Consider the following 22493-nt stretch of genomic DNA (forward strand, 5'->3'; position numbering starts at 1 on the left):
GAGGCGGTCACGATGAGGATCGGCATCGTCTGCCCCTACTCGTTCGACGTGCCGGGTGGGGTGCAGTTCCACGTCCGCGACCTCGCCGAGCACCTCATCGGGCAGGGCCACCACGTCTCGGTGCTGGCGCCGGCCGACCACGACACCGCGCTCCCCGGCTACCTCGAGTCGGTCGGCCGCACCGTCCCCGTGCGCTACAACGGGTCGGTCGCCCGGCTGAGCTTCGGGCCGGTGACGGCCGCGCGGGTCGGTCGCTGGGTCGACCGCGGCGAGTTCGACGTGGTGCACCTGCACGAGCCGGTGACCCCCAGCATCTCGCTGCTCGCGCTGTGGGCCGCCGAGGGCCCCATCGTGGCGACCTTCCACACCTCGAACATCCGCTCGCGGGCCATGCAGGCGGCCTACCCGCTGCTGCGCCCGAGCCTGGAGAAGATCGCCGGACGGATCGCCGTCTCCGAGGACGCCCGCCGCACCGTCACGACCCACGTCGGCGGCGACGCCGTCGTGATCCCCAACGGCGTCAACGTCGACCGGTTCGCCACCGCAGTGCCTCGGCCGCAGTGGCAGGGAGCCGAGGGTGCGCCGACGCTGGCCTTCCTCGGGCGGATCGACGAGCCCCGCAAGGGCCTGCAGGTCCTGGCCGCCGCCATGCCGGGGGTGCTCGAGGCCTACCCGGGGGCCCGCCTGCTGGTCGTGGGCCCGGGGGACGCCGAGGCGGCCCGGGCCAGGATGGTTCCCGAGGTGCTCAAGGCGACGGAGTTCCTCGGGGCGGTCAGCGACGCCGACAAGGCCTCGTTGCTGGCCTCCGTCGACCTCTACGTCGCCCCGCACACCGGCGGCGAGAGCTTCGGGATCGTGCTCGTGGAGGCGATGAGCGCCGGTGCCCCGGTGGTGGCCAGCGACCTGCCCGCCTTCCTGCGGGTGCTCGACGGCGGACGCGCCGGGGCGACCTTCCGCAGCGAGGACACCACCGCGCTCACCCACGAGGTGGTGCGACTGGTCGGTGACCCGGCCGCCCGGGCCGCCCTGGCCGAGGAGGGGCGCCGGCGGGCCCGCCAGTTCGACTGGTCCGTGGTGGCCGAGGAGGTCATGGCGGTCTACGAGACGGTGACCCACGGGGCCGGTGGGGTGCGCGCCGACACGAGCGGTGACACCCGTTGGACCCGCATGCTGCGCGGCCTGTCGCGGCCGTCGGACGACTGACAGGGGCTGGCATGGACGGACTGACCTGGGGCGTGGTCGTGGTCGCGCTGCTGCTGGGCATCGCCTGGTACCTGTCCTACAGCGCGGCCCGGCTCGACCGGCTGCACTCCCGCGTCGAGGGGGCACTGTCCGCCCTCGACGCCCAGCTGGTGCGCCGGGCGGAGGCGACCCTCGAGCTCGTCAACTCCGGTGGGCTCGACCCGGCGAGCGCCCTCATCCTGGCCGGCGCGGCCTCGGAGTCCCTGGAGGCGCACAACGAGCGCGCCGGCGATGACCTGCTCGAGGGGCAGACCTTCGCCGGGCGCGAGCTGATCGAGAGCGACCTCACCGAGGCGCTGCAGATCGCCCTGTCGCCGCAGGCCGTCGAGGAGGTGCGCCGGGTGCCCGGGGAAGCGGGCGTGGCCGCCCTCGGACGGGTCCGCGCCGCCGCCGTGCGCGTGCAGCTGGCGCGGCGCTTCCACAACGACGCCGTCAAGGACGTCCAACGGGTCCGCCGCAAGGCGGTCGTGCGCTGGTTCCGGCTGGCCGGGCACGCCGAGCTGCCCCAGACGATCGAGTTCGACGACGAGCTTCCGCCGACGGTGCGCGAGTAGCTGCCTGCTGCGGTGCGCGGGTGGCGGACGCCGTGGCCGACCACGCCGTCGCAGGAACTAGCATGTGGACGAAGCGCGACTCCTGCGCTGCGCCCCGAAAAACGATCTGGAGCACCAGCATGTCCTCCGACGCCACCACCACCGCTGCCCAGCCGGCCACCGGCACCTCCCGCGTCAAGCGCGGCATGGCCGAGATGCTCAAGGGCGGCGTGATCATGGACGTGGTCACCCCCGAGCAGGCCAAGATCGCCGAGGACGCCGGCGCCGTCGCCGTGATGGCGCTCGAGCGCGTCCCCGCCGACATCCGCGCCCAGGGCGGCGTGTCCCGCATGTCCGACCCCGACATGGTCGACGGCATCATCGAGGCCGTCTCCATCCCGGTCATGGCCAAGGCCCGCATCGGCCACTTCGTCGAGGCCCAGGTGCTGCAGTCCCTGGGTGTCGACTACATCGACGAGTCCGAGGTGCTGACCCCGGCCGACTACGCCAACCACATCGACAAGTGGGCGTTCACCGTTCCCTTCGTCTGTGGCGCCACCAACCTCGGTGAGGCCCTGCGCCGCATCACCGAGGGCGCGGCCATGATCCGCTCCAAGGGCGAGGCCGGGACCGGTGACGTCTCCAACGCCACCACCCACATGCGCCAGATCCGCCAGCAGATCCGCCGCCTCCAGAACCTGCCCGAGGACGAGCTCTACGTCGCGGCCAAGGAGCTGCAGGCGCCGTACGAGCTGGTCAAGGAGGTCGCGCAGGCCGGCAAGCTCCCCGTCGTGCTGTTCACCGCGGGCGGCATCGCCACCCCCGCCGACGCCGCGATGATGATGCAGCTCGGCGCCGAGGGTGTCTTCGTCGGCTCCGGCATCTTCAAGTCCGGCAACCCGGCCCAGCGCGCCGAGGCGATCGTCAAGGCCACGACCTTCTACGACGACCCCGACGTCATCGCCAAGGTCTCGCGCGGTCTGGGCGAGGCCATGGTCGGCATCAACGTCGACGAGATCCCGGAGCCGCACCGCCTGGCCGAGCGCGGCTGGTAGGAGACGGCCCTGGCCACCACGCCACCGCCGGCTCCGTCCGGCCCCGACGCGGGCCTGCCACAGGACACGTGGCAGGCCCGCGTCGTCTCCGGACGCCGCCGGTTCCCGGCGCTCACCGGGGTCCATGGCGCCCTGGGCCTCGCGGACGGGCGCCTGTCGTTCATCCCCGAGGGCACCCCCCACGTCCTGTGGTCGGTGCCGGCCGCGGAGGTCTCCGCGACGCTGCTCGGGTACTTCGCCAGCAGCGACGTCGAGCTCGAGTCCCCGGCCACCGGCACGGTCCACGTCACCGTCAGCCGCGAGCGGATCAGCCGCCTGTGGGCGAGCGAGGCCCGGGAACGGCGACAGCGCCAGTACGCCGAGGAGTTCCTCGCCGCGCTGGCGCTGTCGGGGGCGACGGTCAGGCCCTGACCGCCGGGGGAGGGCACCGTCAGGTGACGGCCGCCCGGGTCCGGAACTCGGGCCGCTCGTACTCCTTGTCCCGCAGCACTGCGGCCACGTGCTCCGCGGCGGCGAGCGCGTCGGCGTGCGAGAGGTAGAGCGGTGCGAAGCCCAGCCGCACGATGTCGGGCTCCCGGAAGTCGCCGATGACGCCACGGGCGATGAGGGCCTGCACCACGGCATACGCCTCGGGGTGCCGCAGGCTCACCTGTGAGCCGCGGTGCTCGTCCTCGCGCGGGGTGGCCAGCGGCAGGTCGACGCCCAGGGCCCCGAGGCACTCGAGGAAGAAGCCGGTCAGCGACAGCGAGCGCCGGCGCACCTCCTGGAGGTCGAGCCCGTCGAACGCCGTGAGGGCCGCCTCCAGGGTGAGCAGCGAGATCAGGGGAGCGGTGCCCACCCGGGCGCGGGTGATGCTCGCGGCCGGCTCGTAGTCGCGCGACATGGCGAACGGGCTCGCGTGCCCCTGCCACCCCGTCAGCGGGCTGTCGAAGTCGGCGAGGTGCCGCTGGGCGACGTAGACGAACGACGGCGCCCCGGGCCCGCCGCTGAGGTACTTGTAGCCGCAGCCGATCGCGAAGTCGGCGCCGCCGTCGTCCAGGCCGACCGGGACGACGCCGGCCGAGTGGCACAGGTCCCAGCAGGCCAGCGCCCCGACGTCGTGGGCCGCCCGGGTCAGCGCCTCCAGGTCCCACAGCTCGCCCGTGCGGTAGTCGACGTGCGAGTAGGACGCCAGCGCCAGCGACGAGCCCAGCTCGGCGATCCGGCCGGCCGCCTCCGCCACCGGCACCAGCTCGACGGTCAGGCCGAGCAGGTCGGCGGCCGAGCGGGTGATGTAGAGGTCGGTGGGGAAGGAGTCGGGGTCGGTGAGCACGGTGCTGCGCCCGGGCCGCATCCGGGAGGCAGCGACCACGACCTTGAAGAGGTTGACCGACGTCGAGTCGGTGACGACCACCTGCCCCGGCGCGGCGCCGACGAGCGCGCCGATCGTGTCGCCGACGCGCTCGGGGGCGCCCCACCAGTCGGACTCGTTCCAGGCCCGGATGAGCTGCCCGCCCCACTGGCGCGAGACCACGTCGGCCGCGGTCTCCGCGGCCGCGGTGGAAAGCGCGCCGAGGGAGTTGCCGTCGAGGTAGATGACGTCCTCGGGGATGCGGAACTGGCTGCGTCGGTCGGTGTGCGCGTGCGTGGCGTCGAGCTGCCGCGCGCGTTCGGTCAGGTCGGACATGGCCGCAACCTAGCCCAGCGAGGGCCCGCTTCGTCAGGGGCCCTAACCTTCTGGGGTGACCGACAGCCAGCCGCTCATCGGCGTCCTCGCGGTGCAGGGAGACGTGCGCGAGCACCTGTATGCCGTGGAGCAGGCAGGTGCCCGCGCCACCACCGTGCGACGCCCCTCCGAGGTGGCCGCGGTGGACGGCCTCGTCATCCCCGGTGGGGAGTCCACGACCATCGACAAGCTCGTGCGGATCTTCGAGCTGCGCGACCCGATCCGTCAGCGCATCGACGAGGGCCTGCCGGTCTACGGCTCGTGCGCCGGCATGATCATGCTGGCCGACCGGATCACCGGTGGGCGGGCCGACCAGGAGACGCTGGGCGGCATCGACATCACCGTGCGCCGCAACGCCTTCGGGCGGCAGGTCGACTCCTTCGAGGAGGACCTGCACATCCACGCGATCGGTGGCGCCCCGATGCGGGCGGTCTTCATCCGGGCGCCCTGGGTGGAGGAGTGCGGCCCCGATGTCGAGGTACTCGCGACGGTCGAGCAGGGACCCGCCGCCGGACGCGTGGTGGCCGTGCGCCAGGGCCGGCTGCTGGCGACCTCGTTCCACCCCGAGGTCACCGGCGACCACCGGTTCCACCAGCTGTTCGTGCAGATGGTGCGCGACGCCCGCGCAGGGGCGCGCGCGACCACCCGGTAGGGGCACTCAGTAGGATCGCCTCCGGTCTTTTCGGCACCGGCGCGGAGCGCCACCACGATCCAGCACCAGAAGGAGAAGCGATGAGCGGCCATTCCAAATGGGCGACCACCAAGCACAAGAAGGCTGCGATCGACGCCAAGCGCGGCAAGCTCTTCGCCAAGCTGATCAAGAACATCGAGGTCGCGGCCCGCACCGGCGGCGGCGACCCCGCGGGCAACCCGACGCTCTACGACGCCATCCAGAAGGCGAAGAAGTCCTCCGTCCCCAACAACAACATCGACAACGCGGTCAAGCGCGGCAGCGGCGCCACCGCCGGCGGCGCCGACTGGCAGACCATCACCTACGAGGGCTACGCGCCCGGCGGGGTGGCGATCCTCATCGAGTGCCTCACCGACAACCGCAACCGGGCTGCGGCCGAGGTCCGCACGGCCCTCACCCGCAACGGCGGCCAGCTGGCCGACCCGGGCTCGGTCGCCTACGTCTTCGACCGCAAGGGCGTCGTCATCGTGCCCAAGACCGAGGGCCAGGGCGAGGACGACATCCTCGAGGTCGTGCTCGACGCCGGGGCCGACGAGGTCAACGACAACGGCGACACCTGGGAGATCGTCTCGGAGGCGACCGACGTCGTGGCCGTCCGCACCGCGCTGCAGGACGCCGGCATCGAGTACGACTCGGCCGAGGCCTCGTGGGTGCCCAACCTGCAGGTGCCGCTCGACGCCGACGGCGCGCGCAAGATGATCCGCGTCATCGAGGCCCTCGAGGACTCCGACGACGTGCAGGACGTCTTCGCCAACGGCGACATCCCCGACGACGTGCTGGCGGAGCTCGAAGCGGACGAGTGACGCGGGGGACGCGCGTGTTGGTGCGCGGCGTCCGTCCCGGCGCTGTGTAGCGTTCGACCGAACACCTGTTCGGATGTGGAGGAGTTGTCAGCGTGCGCGTTCTCGGCGTCGACCCCGGCCTGACCCGCTGCGGCCTCGGGGTCGTCGAGGGCACCGGCACCCTCGCCATGGTGGCCGTGGGTGTCGTGCGCACCCCCGCCGGCCGTGACACGGGGGAGCGGCTGGCCTACCTGCAGGACCAGCTCGACCACTGGCTCGACCGCTTCGAGCCCGACGCCATCGCGCTCGAGCGGGTCTACGCGACCGACCACGTGCCCACCGTCATGACCACCGCGCAGGCGTCGGCGATCGCTCTCCTCGCGGGGGCACGCCGTGGCCTGCCGGTCGTGCTCCACACGCCCACCGAGGTCAAGGCCGCGGTCACCGGCTCCGGCCGGGCCGACAAGGCCCAGGTGACGGCCATGGTCACCCGCATCCTGCGGCTGGAGGTGGCGCCGAAACCCGCGGATGCCGCCGACGCCCTGGCCCTGGCCATCTGCCACCACTGGCGTGGAGGCGGCGAGCACCGGCTCGCCCTGGCTGCCGCCTCCGAGCGGGCCCGGCTCAGGGCCGTCAACTCCGAACGGCCGGTCACCCCCGGGGCGGTCACCTCCGGGGCGGTCACCTCCGGGGCGGTCTCCTCCGAGCGGGCGGTGGCCCGGTGATCGCCTCCGTCCGCGGCGCCGTGCTGCACGCGGGACTCGACCGCGTCGTCGTCGAGGTCGGTGGCGTCGGCATGCTCGTGCACACCACGCCCGGCACGGCCGCTGCGGTGCGACGGGGCCAGGAGGCCGCGCTGTCGACGACCCTCGTGGTGCGCGAGGACTCCCTGACGCTCTACGGCTTCGGCGGCGACGACGAGCGTGACATGTTCGAGCAGGTGCAGACGGTGTCGGGGGTGGGGCCCCGCCTGGCGCTGGCCATGCTCTCGGTCATGCCACCCGACCGCATCCGCGCCGCCATCAGCGGCTCGGACATCGCAGCCCTGACCAGGGTGCCCGGCATCGGCAAGAAGGGCGCCGAGCGGATGGTGCTCGAGCTGCGCGACAAGATCGGGGTGCCCACCGGTGTGCCCGGTGCGGCGGCGCCCGCGGCACCGGCCGCCTCCCTGTGGCGCGAGCAGGTCAGCGAGGCGCTGGTCGGCCTCGGCTGGTCGGCGAAGCAGGCCGACGACGCCGTCACCCGCGTCGCAGACGGTGCGGGTGCGGAGGGTGACGGCGGCACGCCCAACGTCTCCGAGATGCTGCGCGCCGCGCTGCGCGAGCTCGGGAGGTAGCCGTGCCTCCTGCCCCTGCTGCAGACGGGTTCAGCTCCGAGATGTACGAGGACAGCTCGGTCGACGCCACTGCCCGCGTCGTCGACGCGGGCAGCGACGGCGACGAGCGCACCGTCGAGGCCGCCCTGCGCCCGCGGCGGCTGAGCGAGTTCCCCGGCCAGCCGAGGGTCCGCGACCAGCTCGCGCTGGTGCTCGAGGCCGCCAAGCGGCGGGGGAGCCCGCCCGACCACGTGCTCCTCTCGGGCCCACCCGGGCTGGGCAAGACCACCCTGGCGATGATCGTCGCCGCCGAGCTGGAGAAGCCCATCCGGGTCACCAGCGGCCCGGCCATCCAGCACGCCGGCGACCTCGCCGCGGTGCTGTCCTCGCTCATGGAGGGAGAGGTGCTCTTCCTCGACGAGATCCACCGGATGTCCCGTGCGGCGGAGGAGATGCTCTACCTCGCGATGGAGGACTTCCGGGTCGACGTCATCGTCGGCAAGGGGCCCGGGGCCACCGCCATCCCGCTCGAGCTGCCGCCCTTCACCGTCGTGGGCGCCACCACCCGCGCCGGCCTGCTACCGGCGCCGCTGCGTGACCGCTTCGGGTTCACCGGCCACCTCGACTTCTACGCCACGCACGACCTCGTGCGGATCCTGCACCGCTCGGCACGGTTGCTCGAGGTCGACGCCGACGAGGCCGGCATCGGTGAGATCGCCCGGCGCTCCCGCGGCACACCTCGCATCGCCAACCGCCTGCTCCGCCGCGTGCGCGACTGGGCGCAGGTGCACGGCCGCAGCGTGGTCGACCAGGATGCGGCACACGCCGCCCTCGCCCTGTTCGACGTCGACGACCGCGGGCTCGACCGGCTCGACCGTGCCGTGCTCGAGGCGCTGTGCCGCCGGTTCCGCGGCGGCCCGGTCGGGCTGGGCACCCTCGCCGTGGCGGTGGGGGAGGAGGCCGAGACCGTCGAGACGGTCGCCGAGCCGTTCCTCGTGCGGGAGGGCTTCATGGTCCGCACGCCGCGTGGCCGGGCCGCGACCGGACTCGCCTGGCAGCACCTGGGCCTGACTCCTCCTCCCGGAACCGACCCCATGCTCACCCCGCTGCCGTTCGACGGCGGCGAGGGGCGCCTCGGCTCCTGACCGGACACCGTCTCGTGACGCTCGCCGTCTCCTGAGGGCACCCCCTCCAGACCGGCACGCAAGGTCACGATTGGAACGCCCCGCCGGGGAGGTGCGTTGGTTGCTGTGGTGATGTCACCTAGACTCAACCGGTCCCCCCGGTCATCCCCGGGAGAACACGCGTGCCCGGACACCGGTGACGCGGTGCGCTCGAACCCCCACCCATCCGTGAAAGGGACCTCAACCATGTCAAGCGGCGGCCTCCTGGCCCTCCCCATGGCCACCAGCGGAGGATCATCCGGCACCGGCCTCCTGATCTTCCTGCTGCCCCTGCTCCTGATCGGCTGGATGGTGTTCACTCAGCGCAAGCGGCAGAAGGACGCCGCCAACCTGCAGAGCAGCATCGAGGTGGGCGACGAGGTCTGCACCACGTCGGGGCTCTTCGGGACGGTCACCGCCGTCGACGCCACGACCGTCACCCTCGAGGTGGCTCCCAACGTCAACGTCCGTTACGACCGGCGCGCGGTGGGCATGAAGATCTCCACGCCCGAGGCGCCGGCCCCCGACCACGACGAGCCGGGCCAGCCGGGCCGGCAGGGTGAGTGACGTGGCGCTGAACCCGTACACCCGCAAGCCGCTGAGGGTCCTCGGTGGCCTGGCCGCGATCGTGGCCCTCCTGGCCGGCCTGCTCGCCGGCGCCAACATCTGGGGCACCGCGCACTGGGTGCCCAAGCTGGGCCTCGACCTCGAGGGCGGCACCCAGATGGTGCTCGAGCCCGTGCTGGTCGGCACCAACCAGGTCTCCGGCCAGCAGCTGAACCAGGCACGAGACATCATCGTCCAGCGCGTCGACGCCAACGGCGTCTCCGGCGCCGAGGTCACCACCCGCGGTGGCCGCAACATCGTCGTCAGCATGCCCGGCCAGCCCGACAAGGCCACCGAGGACGCCATTCGCAAGTCCTCGCAGATGCGTTTCCGCGCCGTGCTCGCCGCCGGCGCCGGCACGAACCAGCCGCAGCCGACGACCACGCCGTCGGGCGGCGCGACCGGCCCCGCGTCCCCGACCGGGTCCGCGACCAGCAAGGCCACCAAGGCCACCAAGGCTCCGGTCCCCACCGCCACCGGCGCGTCCACCACGGCCGCGAAGAGCGGCATACCGCAGGCGCTGCTCAACGCGACCACCTCGCCGTCCGGCACGGCCACTTCCAAGCCGTCCGCCACCCCCAAGGCGACCGCCAGCCCGACCACCGGCACGTCGGCCAAGCCGAAGAGCCCCACCGACCTCGCGTGGGTCACCGAGCCCCTCGCCAAGCAGTTCCAGGCGCTCGACTGCGCCAAGCCGGGGGCGCTCGACAAGGTCGTCGACGACCCGGCCAAGCCGCTGGTGACCTGCTCCGCCGACGGCACCGAGAAGTTCATCCTCGGGCCCGTCATCGTGGGCGGTGACCAGATCGACAGCGCGGCCGCCGGCTACCGACCGCTCGCGAACGGCCAGCCCTCCAGCGAGGTCGAGATCCAGCTGTCCTTCAAGTCGGCCGGGTCCAAGGCCTACGCCGACGCCAGCAAGGCCATGGTGTCGCTGGAGTCGCCGCGCAACCGCATGGCGGCCACCCTCGACTCCAAGGTCATCGTCGCGCCCCAGTTCAACGAGGCGATCCTCAACGGGCAGGCCTCGATCACCGGCGGCTTCACCATCGAGCAGGCACGAGACCTGGCCAACCAGCTGAAGTTCGGTGCCCTGCCGATGTCGTTCTCTCTCGAGACGCGCGAGAACATCAGCCCGACCCTCGGCAGCGAGCAGCTCCGCTACGGCCTGGTCGCCGGCATGATCGGCCTGCTCCTGGTCGCCGGCTACTCGCTGCTGCAGTACCGCGCGCTCGGCTTCGTGACGGTCGCCTCGATCGTCATCGCAGCGCTGCTGACCTACCTGAGCCTCACGATCCTCGGCTGGTCGCACAACTACCGCCTCGACATGGCGGGCGTCACGGGCCTGGTGATCGCGATCGGCGTGACAGCCGACTCGTTCATCGTCTACTTCGAACGCATCCGTGACGAGGTCCGTGAGGGCCGGCCGCTGCGAGGTGCGGTCGACACCGGGTGGCGGCGCGCGAAGCGGACTATCGTCGTCGCCGACGGCGTGAACTTCCTGGCCGCACTGGTGCTGTACTTCCTGGCCTCGTCCAACGTCCGCGGTTTCGCCTTCACCCTCGGGCTGACGACCCTCATCGACATCCTGGTCGTCTTCATGTTCACGCACCCGATCATGGGCATCCTCGCCGAGACGAAGTTCTTCGGTGGCGGCCACAAGTGGTCCGGCCTCAGCCCCGAGCGGCTGGGCGCCACGCCCACCACCCGTTACGTCGGCCGGGGACGGTTCGCCACCACACCTGCCGCTCGCACGGCCGAGGGGAGCGCTCGATGATCAACTTCAGCCAGTTCGGCAACGACCTCTACACCGGCAGGCGCTCGATCCCGTTCATCGCGCACCGGCGCCGGTGGTACGCCGCCTCCGCGGTGCTGGTCCTCATCGCGCTGCTCGGCCTCGGGGTCAAGCACCTCAACCTGGGTCTGGAGTTCACCGGCGGGTCGGAGTTCCGCGTCGCGGCGGCCACCAACGTCGACAACTACGAGTCCCGTGCCCGTGACGCCGTTCAGCAGGTCTCGCCCGGCCAGGCCGCCAACATCACCAAGCTGGGCACCAGCAGCAGCACCATCCGGGTGCAGACCGAGCAGCTCACCGACGCGCAGAACAACGACCTGCGCGCCGCGCTGGCCAAGGAGTTCGGGGTCGGCACCAACGAGGTGAGCGCGTCGTTCGTCGGGCCCTCGTGGGGCCAGTCGGTCACGCAGCAGGCGTTGCGGGCCCTGGTGGTCTTCCTCGTGCTGACCTTCCTCGTCATGGCGATCTACTTCCGCACGTGGAAGATGTCGCTCGCCGCCATGATCGCGCTGCTGCACGACATGGTCATCACCGTCGGCGTCTACGCCCTGACCGGCCTCGAGGTCTCCCCGGCGACGATGATCGGCTTCCTGACCGTGCTGGGCTACTCGCTCTACGACACCGTCGTCGTCTTCGACAAGGTTCGTGAGAACACCCAGGAGGCGTTCGGCAACAAGCGACGCACGTATGCCGAGGCCGCCAACCTCGCGGTGAACCAGACCGTGGTGCGCTCCATCAACACCACCGTGGTGGCCCTGCTCCCTATCGCGGCCGTGCTGGTGATGGGCTTCACCGTCCTCGGCCCCGGCACCCTGCTCGACCTCTCGCTCGTGCTCTTCATCGGCATGGCGATCGGCGCCTACTCCTCGATCTTCATCGCCACCCCGGCCCTGGTGAGCCTGCGCCACAACGAGCCGGCCGTGCAGGAGCTCGAGAAGGCTGCCGCGAAGTTCCACACCCGCCAGGCGAAGAAGGACGCCGAGGCCCAGGCGAAGGGGACGGGACCGGGAGCCGGCGCGGAGGAGCCTGCCACCAGCGAGGGCCTCGAGCCCGCGGTCGCCGGCCGTGGCACCGGCTCGACCGGCTCGACCGGCTCGGCCAGCCCGGCCTCCACGGCGAGCACGCCGCGCACCATCCACCCGTACGCCCAGACGGGCCCGCGCAACCAGCCGCGCCGCAAGCCCAAGTCGCAGCGCTGAGGTGGCTGACGTGACGGACACGACGCCTGCTGCATCGGTCACCCGGGAAGCGCCGGACACCCAGGCGCTCGTCGACCTGGTGACGAGCCGGCTGCGCGACATCCCCGACTTCCCCGAGCCCGGGGTGGTCTTCAAGGACGTCACGCCGCTCCTGGCCGACGGCGAGGCGTTCTCGGCCGTGGTCCGCGACATGGCCGAGCGCCGCCGCGGCACCGTCGACCTCGTCGCCGGCATCGAGGCGCGGGGCTTCATCTTCGGCGCCGCGGTGGCCCACGAGCTCGGCATCGGCTTCGTGCCGGTCCGCAAGGCGGGCAAGCTTCCCGGTCGCACGCGGGGCGTCTCCTACGACCTCGAGTACGGCAGCGCCACCATCGAGATCCACGAGGACTCCTTCGTGGGCGGTGAGCGCGTGCTGGTCGTCGACGACGTGCTGGCCACGGGAGGCACCGCCGCGGCGACCTGCGAGCTGCTCGAGGGGTCGAACGCCACGGTCGTGGCCTTCGAGGCGCTCATCGAGCTGGCGTTCCTCCACGGTCGCGACCGGCTACCCGGCCGAGACGTGCACACGACCATCGTGGTGGGCGGCGACTGACGTCCTCGGCTGGGGTGGCGCAACGGGCGGTTCGGGGAGATCACGTAGGCTCTGTCCATGAGTGAGGCTGTCCATGAGTGACGAGGTGGCGGCACCGACGCCCAGCACCCCGGCGTCCTCCTCTGCGCGCGTGCGGGCCCGGCTGGCCCGCTTCGGAGGCACCCGGGGCCCGGGCCCCAACCCGGTGCTGGAGCCGTTGCTCCAGACCGTCCGCGCGACCCACCCCAAGGCGGACCTGGCCGTCATCGAGCGGGCCTACGAGGTCGCCGAGCGCGCCCACCGCGGGCAGCTGCGCAAGAGCGGCGACGCCTACATCACCCACCCGCTCGCGGTGACCACCATCCTCGCCGAGCTGGGCATGACCCCGTCGACGCTCGCGGCGGCGCTGCTCCACGACACGGTGGAGGACACGGCATACAGCCTGGGCCAGCTCGAGAAGGACTTCGGCCGCGAGGTCGCGATGCTGGTCGACGGCGTCACCAAGCTCGACAAGGTGACCTACGGCGACGCCGCGCAGGCCGAGACCGTGCGCAAGATGGTCGTCGCCATGGCCAAGGACATCCGGGTCCTGGTCATCAAGCTCGCCGACCGGCTGCACAACGCCCGCACCTGGCGCTACGTCTCGGTCGAGTCGGCCCAGCGCAAGGCCCGCGAGACCCTCGAGATCTACGCGCCGCTGGCCCACCGCCTCGGCATGAACACGATCAAGTGGGAGCTCGAGGACCTCTCGTTCGCCACGCTCTACCCGAAGGTCTACGACGAGATCGTGCGCCTGGTCGCCGAGCGCGCCCCGGCCCGTGAGGAGTACCTCGCCACGGTGCGCGAGCAGGTCAGCTCCGACCTCAAGGGCGCCAAGATCAAGGCGACGGTCACCGGGCGGCCGAAGCACTACTACTCCGTGTACCAGAAGATGATCGTGCGCGGCCGCGACTTCGAGGACATCTACGACCTCGTCGCGGTGCGCGTGCTCGTCGACTCGGTGCGCGACTGCTACGCGGCGCTCGGAGCGTTGCACGCGCGGTGGAACCCCCTGCCCGGGCGGTTCAAGGACTACATCGCGATGCCCAAGTTCAACATGTACCAGTCGCTGCACACGACGGTCATCGGGCCCGGCGGCAAGCCCGTCGAGATCCAGATCCGCACGCACACCATGCACCGCCGGGCGGAGTACGGCGTCGCGGCCCACTGGAAGTACAAGGAGGACCCGACCGCGCGCGTGGGCGGCCCCGCCGACGGCGACGCCACCGGTCCGATCAACGACATGGCGTGGCTGCGCCAGCTGCTCGACTGGCAGAAGGAGACCGCCGACCCGGGCGAGTTCCTCGACTCGCTGCGCTTCGAGATCAGCGCCCGCGAGGTCTACGTCTTCACCCCCAAGGGCGAGGTCGTGGCCCTGCCGGCCGGTTCCACCCCGGTCGACTTCGCCTACGCCGTGCACACCGAGGTCGGTCACCACTGCATCGGCGGCCGGGTCAACGGACGGCTGGTGCCGCTGGAGTCGCCGCTCGAGAACGGCGACGTCGTCGAGGTGCTCACGTCCAAGGCCGACGGCGCAGGCCCGTCACGCGACTGGCTGACCTTCGTCAAGTCGCCGCGGGCGCGCAACAAGATCCGCCAGTGGTTCTCCAAGGAGCGCCGCGAGGAGATGATCGAGTCCGGCAAGGACGCGATCGCCAAGGCGATGCGCAAGGAGGGCCTGCCGCTGCAGCGCCTGATGTCGCACGAGTCGCTGACCGCGTTGGCCTCCGAGCTGCGCTACCAGGACATCGACGCCCTGTATGCCGCGGTGGGCGAGGGCCATGTCAGCGCCCAGCACGTGGTGGGCCGGCTCGTCGCCTCCCTCGGCGGCGAGGAGGGCGCGAGCGAGGACCTCGCCGAGGCCACGACGCCCACGCGTTCGATGCGGCGGCGCACCGGCGACCCCGGGGTGGTGGTGGTCGGCACCGCCGACGTGTGGGTCAAGCTGGCCCGCTGCTGCACCCCGGTGCCGGGCGACCCGATCATGGGCTTCATCACCCGGGGCAACGGCGTCTCGGTGCACCGCACCGACTGCACAAACGCCGAGTCGCTGCGGGCCCAGCCCGACCGGATGATCGAGGTCGAGTGGGCGCCGTCGGCCGCCAGCGTGTTCCTCGTCCAGCTCCAGGTCGAGGCGCTCGACCGCAACCGGCTGCTCTCCGACGTCACGCGCGTGCTGTCCGACCAGCACGTCAACATCCTCTCGGCGTCGGTGCAGACCTCGCGTGACCGGGTCGCGATCTCCCGGTTCACCTTCGAGATGGGCGACCCGGGCCACCTGGACCACGTGATGAAGGCGGTCCGGAAGATCGACGGCGTCTTCGACGTCTACCGCATCACCGGCACCAAGGCCCACGCGGGCTGACCGGCTGGGCCCTCTCTCAGCGAGAGGGCCCAGCCCGGCTCGTCGGCCGGGCTAGCCGGAGAACTCGTCGAGCCCGGCGCGCGCCTGGGCGAGCCACTGCTCCTGCGCCTCGAGCTTGGCCCGGGCGTCGGCCACCTTCCGGTCGTTGCCCGACGCCTCAGCCTTGGCGAGGTCTTCGCGCAGCGACGCGACCGACGCCTCGAGCTGGTCGACCATGCTCTGGGCGCGGGCGGCGGCCTCGGGGTTGGTGCGCGCCCACCGCTTGTCGTCGGCCTCGCGGACGGCGGACTCGATGCGGCGCAGGCCCTTCTCCATCCGGTCGACGTCGCCGCGGGGCACCTTGCCCGCCGCGTCCCACCGCTCCTGGATGGAGCGCAGCTGGGCCTTGGCGGCGTCGATGTCGGTCACGGGAAGGATCGACTGCGCCTCGGTGAGCAGCTGCTCCTTGACGGCTAGGTTGCCGCGGAACTCCTCGTCCTCGGCGGCCGCCACCTGGTCCTTGGCCGCGAAGAAGGCGTCCTGTGCGGCCTTGAAGCGCTCCCAGAGGGCGTCGTCGTCGGCCCGGCTGGCGCGGCCGGCCTTGCGCCAGCGGTCCATGAGGCGCTTGAAGGCACCAGCGGTCGAGCCCCAGTCGGTGCTCGTCGAGAGCTCCTCGGCCTCGCTGACCAGCGCCTCCTTGGCCGCCCTGGCCTCCGCCTGGGTGCTCTCGAGCTGCGCGAAGTGCACGCGGCGGGCCTTGTCGAAGCTGTTGCGTGCGTGGGAGAAGCGCTGCCAGAGCGCGGTCTCGGTCTCGCGGTCGAGGCGGGGGCCGCTGCGCTGGTGCTGCTTCCACTCGTCGAGCAGGGCGCGCATGCGGGCGCCGCTGGCCTTCCACTGGATGCGGTTCTCCGGCTGGGCGGCGATGCCCTCGGCCTCGACGACGATCGCCTCACGCTCCTGCCGGGCGACCTCACGGGCCTTGCTGCGCTCGGCAGCCTCGGTCTCGCGCCGCGCCGCCACGGCCTGCTCGATCTCACCGACCTTGGCGTCGAGCGCGGCGAGGTCACCGACGACCTTGGCCTCGCCGATGTGCTCGCGCAGCTTGGTGAGCCCCTCCTGGGCGTCCTTGGCGGAGAGGTCGGTGGTCCCCAGCCGCTGGTGCAGCAGGTCGGCCGAGGCCCACAGCTCGTCGTACTTGCGGGCGAAGTAGTGCAGTGCCTCGTCGGGCGTGGCGCCGGGGTAGGAGCCGACCTCCCGCTCGCTGTCGCCGGCGCGCACGAACACCGTGCCCGAGTCGTCGACGCGGCCGAAGGTCTCGGCGGGCGGCCCGGGGGCCGGGGTCGGGGTCGCGACCGGCGGGTGCGCCACGGAGCGCAGGGCGGCAGGCGTGGGGGGAGGTCCGGGCAGCACCGCGCTGGGCTTGGGCGGTGCGGGCCTGGCGGCAGCGGCGGGCTCCGGAGCGGCCGCCGTGGTGGCCTGGGCGGCCTCGGTCGGCGCGGTGGTGGCCGGGGCGGCGTCCTCGGCGGGGGGTGTTGCCGGTGCGTCCTCGGCAGCGGGCGTGGTGGTGTCCGCCGAGGCGTCCTCGGTGGGAGTGGAGATGGCCTGGGCGTCCTCGGTGGGCGCGGTGGGGGCCTGGGCGTCCTCGACGGCAGTGGCGGTCTCCGGCTCAGCGGCGGCGGCCTCGGGGGCGGCGGCGGCCTCGGGGGCGGCCGGCGTGGTGGCCTGGGGCTCCTCGGCGGGCGTCGTGGCCTGCTGGGCCTCGATGGGCTCTCCTGCCGGGTTCGTCTGGTCAGTCACGTCAGGCCTTCTTCTCGGTAACAGCAACCTTGAGGATGCTGATGGGCGTCGCGGGGGACCCGTCGGTCGAGCCTCCGCTCACGCCAGCTGCGGCGATCTCCTCGACAATATCCATTCCCGAGGTCACCGTGCCGAAGATGGAGTAGCCGCCGGTGCTGACGGGGATCTGCGAGTCCTTGTAGACGATGAAGAACTGGCCGCTGTTGCTGTTCGGGTCCGACGTGCGCGCCATGGCCAGCGTGCCCTTGGGGTAGGTGCCGTCCTTGGGCGTGTTCTCCAACCCGAAGCTGTAGCCGGGGCCCGGTCCGGCGCCGCCGAGCGGGTCGCCGCACTGGAGCACCCAGATGCCCTCGGTCGTGAGCCGGTGGCAGGGGGAGTCGGCCCAGTAGTCGGCCTTCGCCAGGGCGAGGAACGACGCCACGGTCTGCGGGGCCTTCGCACCATCGAGCTCGAGGGTGATGTCACCGCAGTTCGTCGTGACGACGGCGCGGTACGTCTTGCCGGCGGCGATCGCCTTGTCGGGCTTGGTGACCTTCGTGACCGACTTCGGGGTCGCCGGGGGAGTGGTGCACCTGGTCTTGCCGCTCGCCGTGGAGGCGGGAGCCGACGGGGATGCCTGGGCCTTGCTGTCGCCACCGCCGCTGAGCTTCACGGACACGAGCACGACAATGGCCACCACGACGAGCACCGCGACCACCACGGCGGCGACCTGGCGGTTGCGGGCGGCCCGGCGGGCCCGCTCGGCCTCGCGCGCCTGCAGCTTCTGTTGGCGGCGCCGTGCCCGCGCCCGCTCCTGCTCCCTCGTCACCGGTGCCCTGCTCCTCGCGTCGGATCTGGTCATCGCACTGCGTCAGCGGGCCCGTCGGACCTGTCACTGCGCTGCGCCGGCTCCCTCGCCGGCCGCGGTCAGTCTAGGCAGCCGACCAGCGGATAGGCTCGAGGCCGTGTTGACCATCGGGTTCCCGGCCGCCGTCTTCGGCACCAACTGCTACGTCCTCGCGCCCGACGCGGGCGAGGAGTGCCTCGTCGTCGACCCCGGCATCGGCATCGAGGAGACGCTGCGCCAGGTGCTGGCCGAGCACCGGCTGCGCCCGGCCGCCGTGCTGCTGACCCACGGCCACATCGACCACGTCTACTCGGTGACGCCCGTCTGCGGCGGCGAGACCGCGGCCTACATCCATGCCGACGACCGGTACCGGCTGCACGACGCGCTGACCGTCGCCAACCCCGGCCTGGTCGCCATGCTGGAGCAGCAGTTCGGCGCGCGGGCCACCTGGCGCGACCCCGAGCACGTCGTCGACCTCAAGGACCGGCAGCGGCTCGACCTGGCCGGGCTCGACGTCGAGGTGCTGCACGCGCCCGGCCACACCGAGGGCTCGGTGATGTTCTCGCTCGAGACGGTGCCCGACGGGCTCGAGGAGAGCGCCGGCGTGCGCTCGACCGTGCTCAGCGGCGACGTTCTCTTCGCCGGTTCCATCGGCCGCACCGACCTGCCCGGCGGCGACCACGCCGCGATGCAGCGCTCGCTGCGCGAGGTGGTGCTCCCCCTCCCCGACACCACCCTCGTGCTGCCCGGCCACGGCGAGGCGACCACCATGCAGCACGAGCGTTCGACCAACCCCTACCTGCAAGGACTGACCGCGTGAACACCCCCGCACCGCGCGCCGCCAGGGTCACCCCGATCAGCGGCTTCCCCGAGTACCTGCCTGCCGAGCGCATCGTCGAGCAGTACTTCCTCGACGTCATCCGCGAGACGTTCGAGCTGCACGGGTACCCCTCGATCGAGACGCGTGCCGTCGAGCCGGTCGACCGCCTCCTCGGCAAGGGGGGCGACGCAGACAAGGAGGTCTACGGCGTCACCCGGCTCGCCGCCGACGAGGACGAGGACGCGGGCGAGGTCGAGTTCGGCCTGCACTTCGACCTCACGGTGCCGTTCGCCCGCTACGTGCTCGAGAACGCGGGCCGGCTGTCCTTCCCGTTCCGGCGCTACCAGATCCAGAAGGTGTGGCGGGGCGAGCGACCCCAGGAGGGCCGCTACCGCGAGTTCACGCAGGCCGACATCGACGTGGTCGACGTGGGCGAGCTGTCGTCGCACTACGAGGCGGAGATCCCTCTGGTGATGGCCGAGATCTTCGCCAAGCTGCCCATCGGGCGGATGACGATCCAGGTCAACAACCGCAAGATCCCCGAGGGCTTCTACCGCGGCATCGGCATCGACGACATCACCGGCACCCTGCGCATCGTCGACAAGCTCGACAAGGTCGGCCCGGAGAAGGTCCAGGGGATGCTCGAGGAGGCCGGCTGCACCTCCGAGCAGGCCGAGCAGTGCCTGGCCCTCGCCGCGATCCGCACCGACGACCTCGGCTTCGTCGAGCAGGTGCGCGCCCTCGGGGTGGAGCACCCGACCCTCGACGAGGGCCTCGAGGCGCTCTCGCGCGTCATCCGCACCGGCATGGAGAACGCCCCCGGCGCACTGGTCGCCGACCTGAAGATCGCCCGCGGCCTCGACTACTACACCGGCACCGTCTACGAGACCCAGCTCGAGGGCTACGAGTCGTGGGGGTCGTTCTGCTCTGGCGGCCGCTACGACGCGCTCGCCTCCGACGGCCGCACCACCTACCCCGGGGTCGGGATCTCCATCGGCGTGTCGCGACTGCTCGGCCTGCTGCTCGGCAAGGGCCTGCTGACCGCGAGCCGTTCCACGCCCGCCTGCGTGCTGGTCGCGGTCAACGACGAGGAGGGCCGCCCGGAGTCCACCCGTATCGCGACCGCGCTCCGTTCCCGGGGCGTCCCGTGCGAGGTGGCCCCGAAGCCGGCGAAGTTCGGCAAGCAGATCCGGTATGCCGAGCGGCGGGGGATCCCGTACGTCTGGTTCCCGGGTGCGGGCGAGGACGGGGGAGACCAGGTCAAGGACATCCGCAGCGGGGAGCAGGTCGACGCCCGGCCCGACGTGTGGCAGCCGCCGGCGGAGGACCTCAGGCCCCAGATCCTGCGACGCGAGGGCTGAGGGCCGGCGGTCGCAGGCCGCTGTCGCGCAGCTCGAGCAGCGCCAGCGCGCGCACGACCTCCGGGTCGCGGGCGCGCCAGGCGCCGCTCGGGTCGTCGGAGATCCGGGCGATGCGGTGCATCGGCTGGTGGGCCATGGCCCGGAGCGCGAACAGGTCGAGGTCGGCGGAGCCGTCGATGTAGCGCTGGGCGGCGGTGGCGCGGCGGGTGAAGCGCAGCCGCAGCAGCCCCCAGACGAGCACGACCAGCACGATCGGCACCAGTGCGGTCACCCAGCCGAGCAGCGTCGCCAGGTGGTTCACCGCGTCGACGAGGTCGGTGCCGGCCTGCTCGATGGTGGTGCCGGCACCTCCGGCCCGCTGGAACGGCTCCGACAGCCGGTCGCCCACTAGCGGCACGTCACTGACCGCACGACCCGCCTCACCCATCTGGTTGCGGAACCCCGAGCCGGCGCCCTGCAGGGTCCGACCGGGCTCGGCGAGGCGCTGGGTCGCGTCGTGCACCAGGCGGCCGACCCAGGCCCACAGCGCCACCCAGAGGAGCACCAGCGTGTCGGCCACGATCTGGGCGGTCCGGCGCACGGGCAGGTCTGCGTAGAGCTTCATGGGCGAGCCTCTCGTCGGGTTCGGCGGTCGGGGCACAGGGCACACAGGGCCGGTCTAGACTCCCACCCGTCCCCGCCGCCCACCTGCCAGGAAGGCTGCCCTGAGCACCGACACGACCCGCGTCACCCCCGTTGAGCGCGCGGTGCGTGGCTGGCTCAACCACCTCGACGTGGAGCGGGGCGTCTCGGCCAACACGCTGGCCTCCTACCGGCGCGACCTGGCGCGCTACACGGCATACCTGGGGGAGCGGGGGGTGAGCGATCCCGCCTCGGTGACCGAGGCGCACGTGAGCGACTTCCTGGCGACCCTGCGCGAGGGCAGCGCCGACCACCCGCCGCTGGCGGCGTCGTCGGCCGCCCGGACCCTGGTGGCGGTGCGCGGGTTCCACCGGTTCCTCGTGCTCGAGGGCGACACCACGCAGGACCCCGCTGGTGCCGTCAGCCCGCCGCGGCCGCCGGCCCGGCTGCCCAAGGCGATCAGCATCGAGGCCGTCGAGCGGCTGCTCGCCGCCGCGTCGGTGGGCGACACGCCGGCGTCGCTGCGCGACCGGGCGCTGCTCGAGGTGCTCTACGGCGCCGGGGCGCGGATCTCCGAGGCCGTCGGCCTCGACGTCGACGACGTCGACACCGCCGAGGGCGTGGTGCGCCTCTTCGGCAAGGGCGGCAAGGAGCGGGTCGTGCCGCTCGGCTCGTATGCCGCGGAGGCCCTGTCCGCCTACCTCGTCCGGGCGCGCCCGGTGCTGGCGGCCAAGGGCAAGGGCACGCCGGCGATCTTCCTCAACCAGCGCGGCGGCCGGTTGTCACGGCAGAGCGCCTGGACGACCTTGCGGGCGGCGGCGGACCGCGCCGGGCTGTCGGGCCACCTCTCGCCGCACACCCTGCGCCACTCGTTCGCGACCCACCTGCTCGACGGGGGCGCCGACGTGCGCGTCGTGCAGGAGCTGCTCGGCCACGCCTCCGTGACAACGACCCAGATCTACACGATGGTGACAGTGCAGCGACTGCGCGAGGTCTATGCCCAGAGCCACCCGAGGGCGCGCTGATAGGGTCTGTCCGATCAGCGCGACGCTGACCGACTTGAACGCGAGCTTCACCGGGAGTGAAACGCCTGTGGATTCTGAGGTGACCACGTCAGCGGACCGCCGCTCCGACGTCGCGACCGCCACCCTGCCGGGCACCGAGCACGCAGCAGCAGGCCAGATCGGCCCCACCGGCCGCCCCATGCCCGACTTCCCGGACCCCGCGCCGCTGGCCTCCCACGGCCCCGCGCGGATCATCGCGATGTGCAACCAGAAGGGTGGGGTCGGCAAGACCACCACCACGATCAACCTCGGCGCCGCACTCGCCGAGCTCGGCCGGCGCGTGCTGCTCGTCGACTTCGACCCGCAGGGAGCGGCCTCGGTCGGCCTCGGCATCCGGGTCAACGAGCTCGACGTCACCGTCTACAACCTGCTCGTCGAGCGTGAGCACGACGTCCGCAACGTCATCCAGAGCACCCGCACCGAGAACCTCGACATCATCCCGGCGAACATCGACCTGTCGGCCGCCGAGGTGCAGCTGGTGGGCGAGGTGGCGCGTGAGCAGATCCTCGCCCGGGTGCTTCGGCCGGTGCTCGACGACTACGACGTCATCCTCATCGACTGCCAGCCCTCGCTGGGCCTGCTCACCGTCAACGCGCTGACGGCCGCCCACGGGGTGGTCATCCCGCTGGAGTGCGAGTTCTTCGCCATGCGTGGTGTGGCGCTGCTCATCGACACGATCAACAAGATCACCGACCGCCTCAACCCGCGCCTGCAGGTTGACGGCATCCTCGCGACGATGTTCGACTCGCGCACCCTGCACAGCAAGGAGGTCGTGCGCAGCGTCGTCGACCACTTCGGCGACCAGGTCTTCCACACCGTCATCAGCCGCACCGTGAAGTTCCCGGACGCCACCCTGGCGGCCGAGCCCATCACCAGCTACGCCTCCACGCACGGCGCGGCCACGGCATACCGGCAGCTGGCCCGTGAGCTCATCGCCCGCGGCGGCGCGGCCTGACCGCGTGAG

General features: G+C 72.2%; 22 protein-coding genes. 18 read left to right on the forward strand and 4 right to left on the reverse strand.

The genetic code is table 11. The features are described from left to right. Nucleotides 1–12: 12 nt before the first annotated feature. The 4 genes from BMW78_RS05580 (at nucleotide 13) to BMW78_RS05595 (ending at nucleotide 3241) form a co-directional block, all read left to right on the forward strand. Complete coding sequence (locus tag BMW78_RS05580; protein ID WP_091757207.1) at nucleotides 13–1203, forward strand: glycosyltransferase family 4 protein; 1191 nt, start codon at nucleotides 13–15, stop codon at nucleotides 1201–1203. Between the two features lie 11 nt (nucleotides 1204–1214). Further along, nucleotides 1215–1796, forward strand: coding sequence for a hypothetical protein (locus tag BMW78_RS05585; RefSeq protein ID WP_091757208.1), 582 nt, complete (start codon nucleotides 1215–1217; stop codon nucleotides 1794–1796). Nucleotides 1797–1915: 119 nt separating this feature from the next. Further along, the gene (gene pdxS, locus BMW78_RS05590; protein ID WP_091757210.1) at nucleotides 1916–2830 is read left to right on the forward strand and encodes a pyridoxal 5'-phosphate synthase lyase subunit PdxS; all 915 of its coding nucleotides are present in this window, start codon (nucleotides 1916–1918) and stop codon (nucleotides 2828–2830) included. 195 nt (nucleotides 2831–3025) lie between these two features. Next, nucleotides 3026–3241: a hypothetical protein gene (locus BMW78_RS05595; protein ID WP_091757212.1), complete on the forward strand. Its 216-nt coding sequence runs from the start codon at nucleotides 3026–3028 to the stop codon at nucleotides 3239–3241. A gap of 19 nt (nucleotides 3242–3260) precedes the next feature. Here the strand turns inward: BMW78_RS05595 and kynU are convergent, their stop codons facing one another. Beyond that, a complete protein-coding gene (gene kynU / locus BMW78_RS05600) occupies nucleotides 3261–4496 on the reverse strand; it encodes a kynureninase (RefSeq protein ID WP_091757213.1) in 1236 nt (411 codons plus the stop codon). Nucleotides 4497–4551: 55 nt separating this feature from the next. Between kynU and pdxT the strand changes: the two genes are divergently transcribed. The 10 genes from pdxT (at nucleotide 4552) to BMW78_RS05650 (ending at nucleotide 15061) form a co-directional block, all read left to right on the forward strand. Beyond that, a complete protein-coding gene (pdxT, locus tag BMW78_RS05605; protein WP_091757215.1) occupies nucleotides 4552–5187 on the forward strand; it encodes a pyridoxal 5'-phosphate synthase glutaminase subunit PdxT in 636 nt (211 codons plus the stop codon). Nucleotides 5188–5267: 80 nt separating this feature from the next. Beyond that, nucleotides 5268–6029, forward strand: a complete 762-nt coding sequence (locus tag BMW78_RS05610) for a YebC/PmpR family DNA-binding transcriptional regulator (protein WP_091757217.1) — start codon at nucleotides 5268–5270, stop codon at nucleotides 6027–6029. 92 nt (nucleotides 6030–6121) lie between these two features. Then, a complete protein-coding gene (ruvC, locus tag BMW78_RS05615; RefSeq protein ID WP_091757219.1) occupies nucleotides 6122–6733 on the forward strand; it encodes a crossover junction endodeoxyribonuclease RuvC in 612 nt (203 codons plus the stop codon). Further along, complete coding sequence (gene ruvA, locus BMW78_RS05620) at nucleotides 6730–7344, forward strand: Holliday junction branch migration protein RuvA (RefSeq protein WP_091757220.1); 615 nt, start codon at nucleotides 6730–6732, stop codon at nucleotides 7342–7344. Before ruvC ends, ruvA begins: the two co-directional genes overlap by 4 nt. 41 nt (nucleotides 7345–7385) lie before the next feature. Continuing rightward, nucleotides 7386–8468: a Holliday junction branch migration DNA helicase RuvB gene (gene ruvB, locus BMW78_RS05625; RefSeq protein ID WP_091757222.1), complete on the forward strand. Its 1083-nt coding sequence runs from the start codon at nucleotides 7386–7388 to the stop codon at nucleotides 8466–8468. A 225-nt stretch (nucleotides 8469–8693) separates the two neighbouring features. Beyond that, a complete protein-coding gene (gene yajC / locus BMW78_RS05630) occupies nucleotides 8694–9053 on the forward strand; it encodes a preprotein translocase subunit YajC (protein ID WP_245735678.1) in 360 nt (119 codons plus the stop codon). A 1-nt stretch (nucleotide 9054) separates the two neighbouring features. Beyond that, complete coding sequence (secD, locus tag BMW78_RS05635; RefSeq protein WP_245735679.1) at nucleotides 9055–10869, forward strand: protein translocase subunit SecD; 1815 nt, start codon at nucleotides 9055–9057, stop codon at nucleotides 10867–10869. Then, a complete protein-coding gene (secF, locus tag BMW78_RS05640; RefSeq protein ID WP_091757224.1) occupies nucleotides 10866–12086 on the forward strand; it encodes a protein translocase subunit SecF in 1221 nt (406 codons plus the stop codon). The genes secD and secF overlap by 4 nt, the downstream gene beginning before the upstream one ends. A 10-nt stretch (nucleotides 12087–12096) precedes the next feature. Next, nucleotides 12097–12678, forward strand: coding sequence for an adenine phosphoribosyltransferase (locus BMW78_RS05645; RefSeq protein ID WP_091757226.1), 582 nt, complete (start codon nucleotides 12097–12099; stop codon nucleotides 12676–12678). 73 nt (nucleotides 12679–12751) lie between these two features. Then, a complete protein-coding gene (locus BMW78_RS05650; RefSeq protein WP_091757229.1) occupies nucleotides 12752–15061 on the forward strand; it encodes a RelA/SpoT family protein in 2310 nt (769 codons plus the stop codon). Nucleotides 15062–15112: 51 nt separating this feature from the next. Here the strand turns inward: BMW78_RS05650 and BMW78_RS05655 are convergent, their stop codons facing one another. After that, nucleotides 15113–16837 carry a DUF349 domain-containing protein gene (locus BMW78_RS05655; RefSeq protein ID WP_245735680.1) on the reverse strand — a complete coding sequence of 575 codons (1725 nt, stop codon included), beginning with the start codon at nucleotides 16835–16837 and terminating at the stop codon, nucleotides 15113–15115. Nucleotide 16838: 1 nt separating this feature from the next. Further along, nucleotides 16839–17645, reverse strand: coding sequence for a peptidylprolyl isomerase (locus BMW78_RS05660; protein ID WP_091757231.1), 807 nt, complete (start codon nucleotides 17643–17645; stop codon nucleotides 16839–16841). Nucleotides 17646–17781: 136 nt separating this feature from the next. On the opposite strand from BMW78_RS05660, the gene BMW78_RS05665 reads away from it, so the two are divergent. Further along, complete coding sequence (locus BMW78_RS05665) at nucleotides 17782–18483, forward strand: MBL fold metallo-hydrolase (RefSeq protein ID WP_091757232.1); 702 nt, start codon at nucleotides 17782–17784, stop codon at nucleotides 18481–18483. Then, nucleotides 18480–19844 carry a histidine--tRNA ligase gene (gene hisS / locus BMW78_RS05670; protein ID WP_091757234.1) on the forward strand — a complete coding sequence of 455 codons (1365 nt, stop codon included), beginning with the start codon at nucleotides 18480–18482 and terminating at the stop codon, nucleotides 19842–19844. Before BMW78_RS05665 ends, hisS begins: the two co-directional genes overlap by 4 nt. Here the strand turns inward: hisS and BMW78_RS05675 are convergent. Beyond that, complete coding sequence (locus BMW78_RS05675) at nucleotides 19813–20448, reverse strand: hypothetical protein (RefSeq protein WP_091757236.1); 636 nt, start codon at nucleotides 20446–20448, stop codon at nucleotides 19813–19815. The genes hisS and BMW78_RS05675 overlap by 32 nt on opposite strands. A 142-nt stretch (nucleotides 20449–20590) precedes the next feature. Between BMW78_RS05675 and xerD the strand changes: the two genes are divergently transcribed. Beyond that, nucleotides 20591–21490: a site-specific tyrosine recombinase XerD gene (xerD, locus tag BMW78_RS05680; RefSeq protein ID WP_091757238.1), complete on the forward strand. Its 900-nt coding sequence runs from the start codon at nucleotides 20591–20593 to the stop codon at nucleotides 21488–21490. Nucleotides 21491–21668: 178 nt separating this feature from the next. Then, entirely contained in the window at nucleotides 21669–22484 is an 816-nt protein-coding gene (locus tag BMW78_RS05685; RefSeq protein ID WP_218144259.1) for a ParA family protein, read from the forward strand. Nucleotides 22485–22493 lie beyond the last annotated feature (9 nt).

Source organism: Pedococcus cremeus, assembly GCF_900111375.1.
GTDB classification, from domain to species: domain Bacteria; phylum Actinomycetota; class Actinomycetes; order Actinomycetales; family Dermatophilaceae; genus Pedococcus_A; species Pedococcus_A cremeus.

Bases quoted from the DNA above. Each gene is read 5' to 3' on its own strand.
- BMW78_RS05580 (WP_091757207.1), top strand. From the start codon at position 13: ATGAGGATCGGCATCGTCTGCCCCTACTCGTTCGACGTGCCGGGTGGG.
- BMW78_RS05585 (WP_091757208.1), top strand. From the start codon at position 1,215: ATGGACGGACTGACCTGGGGCGTGGTCGTGGTCGCGCTGCTGCTGGGC.
- pdxS (WP_091757210.1), top strand. From the start codon at position 1,916: ATGTCCTCCGACGCCACCACCACCGCTGCCCAGCCGGCCACCGGCACC.
- kynU (WP_091757213.1), bottom strand. From the start codon at position 4,496: ATGTCCGACCTGACCGAACGCGCGCGGCAGCTCGACGCCACGCACGCG.
- BMW78_RS05610 (WP_091757217.1), top strand. From the start codon at position 5,268: ATGAGCGGCCATTCCAAATGGGCGACCACCAAGCACAAGAAGGCTGCG.
- ruvB (WP_091757222.1), top strand. From the start codon at position 7,386: ATGTACGAGGACAGCTCGGTCGACGCCACTGCCCGCGTCGTCGACGCG.
- yajC (WP_245735678.1), top strand. From the start codon at position 8,694: ATGTCAAGCGGCGGCCTCCTGGCCCTCCCCATGGCCACCAGCGGAGGA.
- secF (WP_091757224.1), top strand. From the start codon at position 10,866: ATGATCAACTTCAGCCAGTTCGGCAACGACCTCTACACCGGCAGGCGC.
- BMW78_RS05650 (WP_091757229.1), top strand. From the start codon at position 12,752: ATGAGTGACGAGGTGGCGGCACCGACGCCCAGCACCCCGGCGTCCTCC.
- BMW78_RS05675 (WP_091757236.1), bottom strand. From the start codon at position 20,448: ATGAAGCTCTACGCAGACCTGCCCGTGCGCCGGACCGCCCAGATCGTG.
- BMW78_RS05685 (WP_218144259.1), top strand. From the start codon at position 21,669: ATGCCCGACTTCCCGGACCCCGCGCCGCTGGCCTCCCACGGCCCCGCG.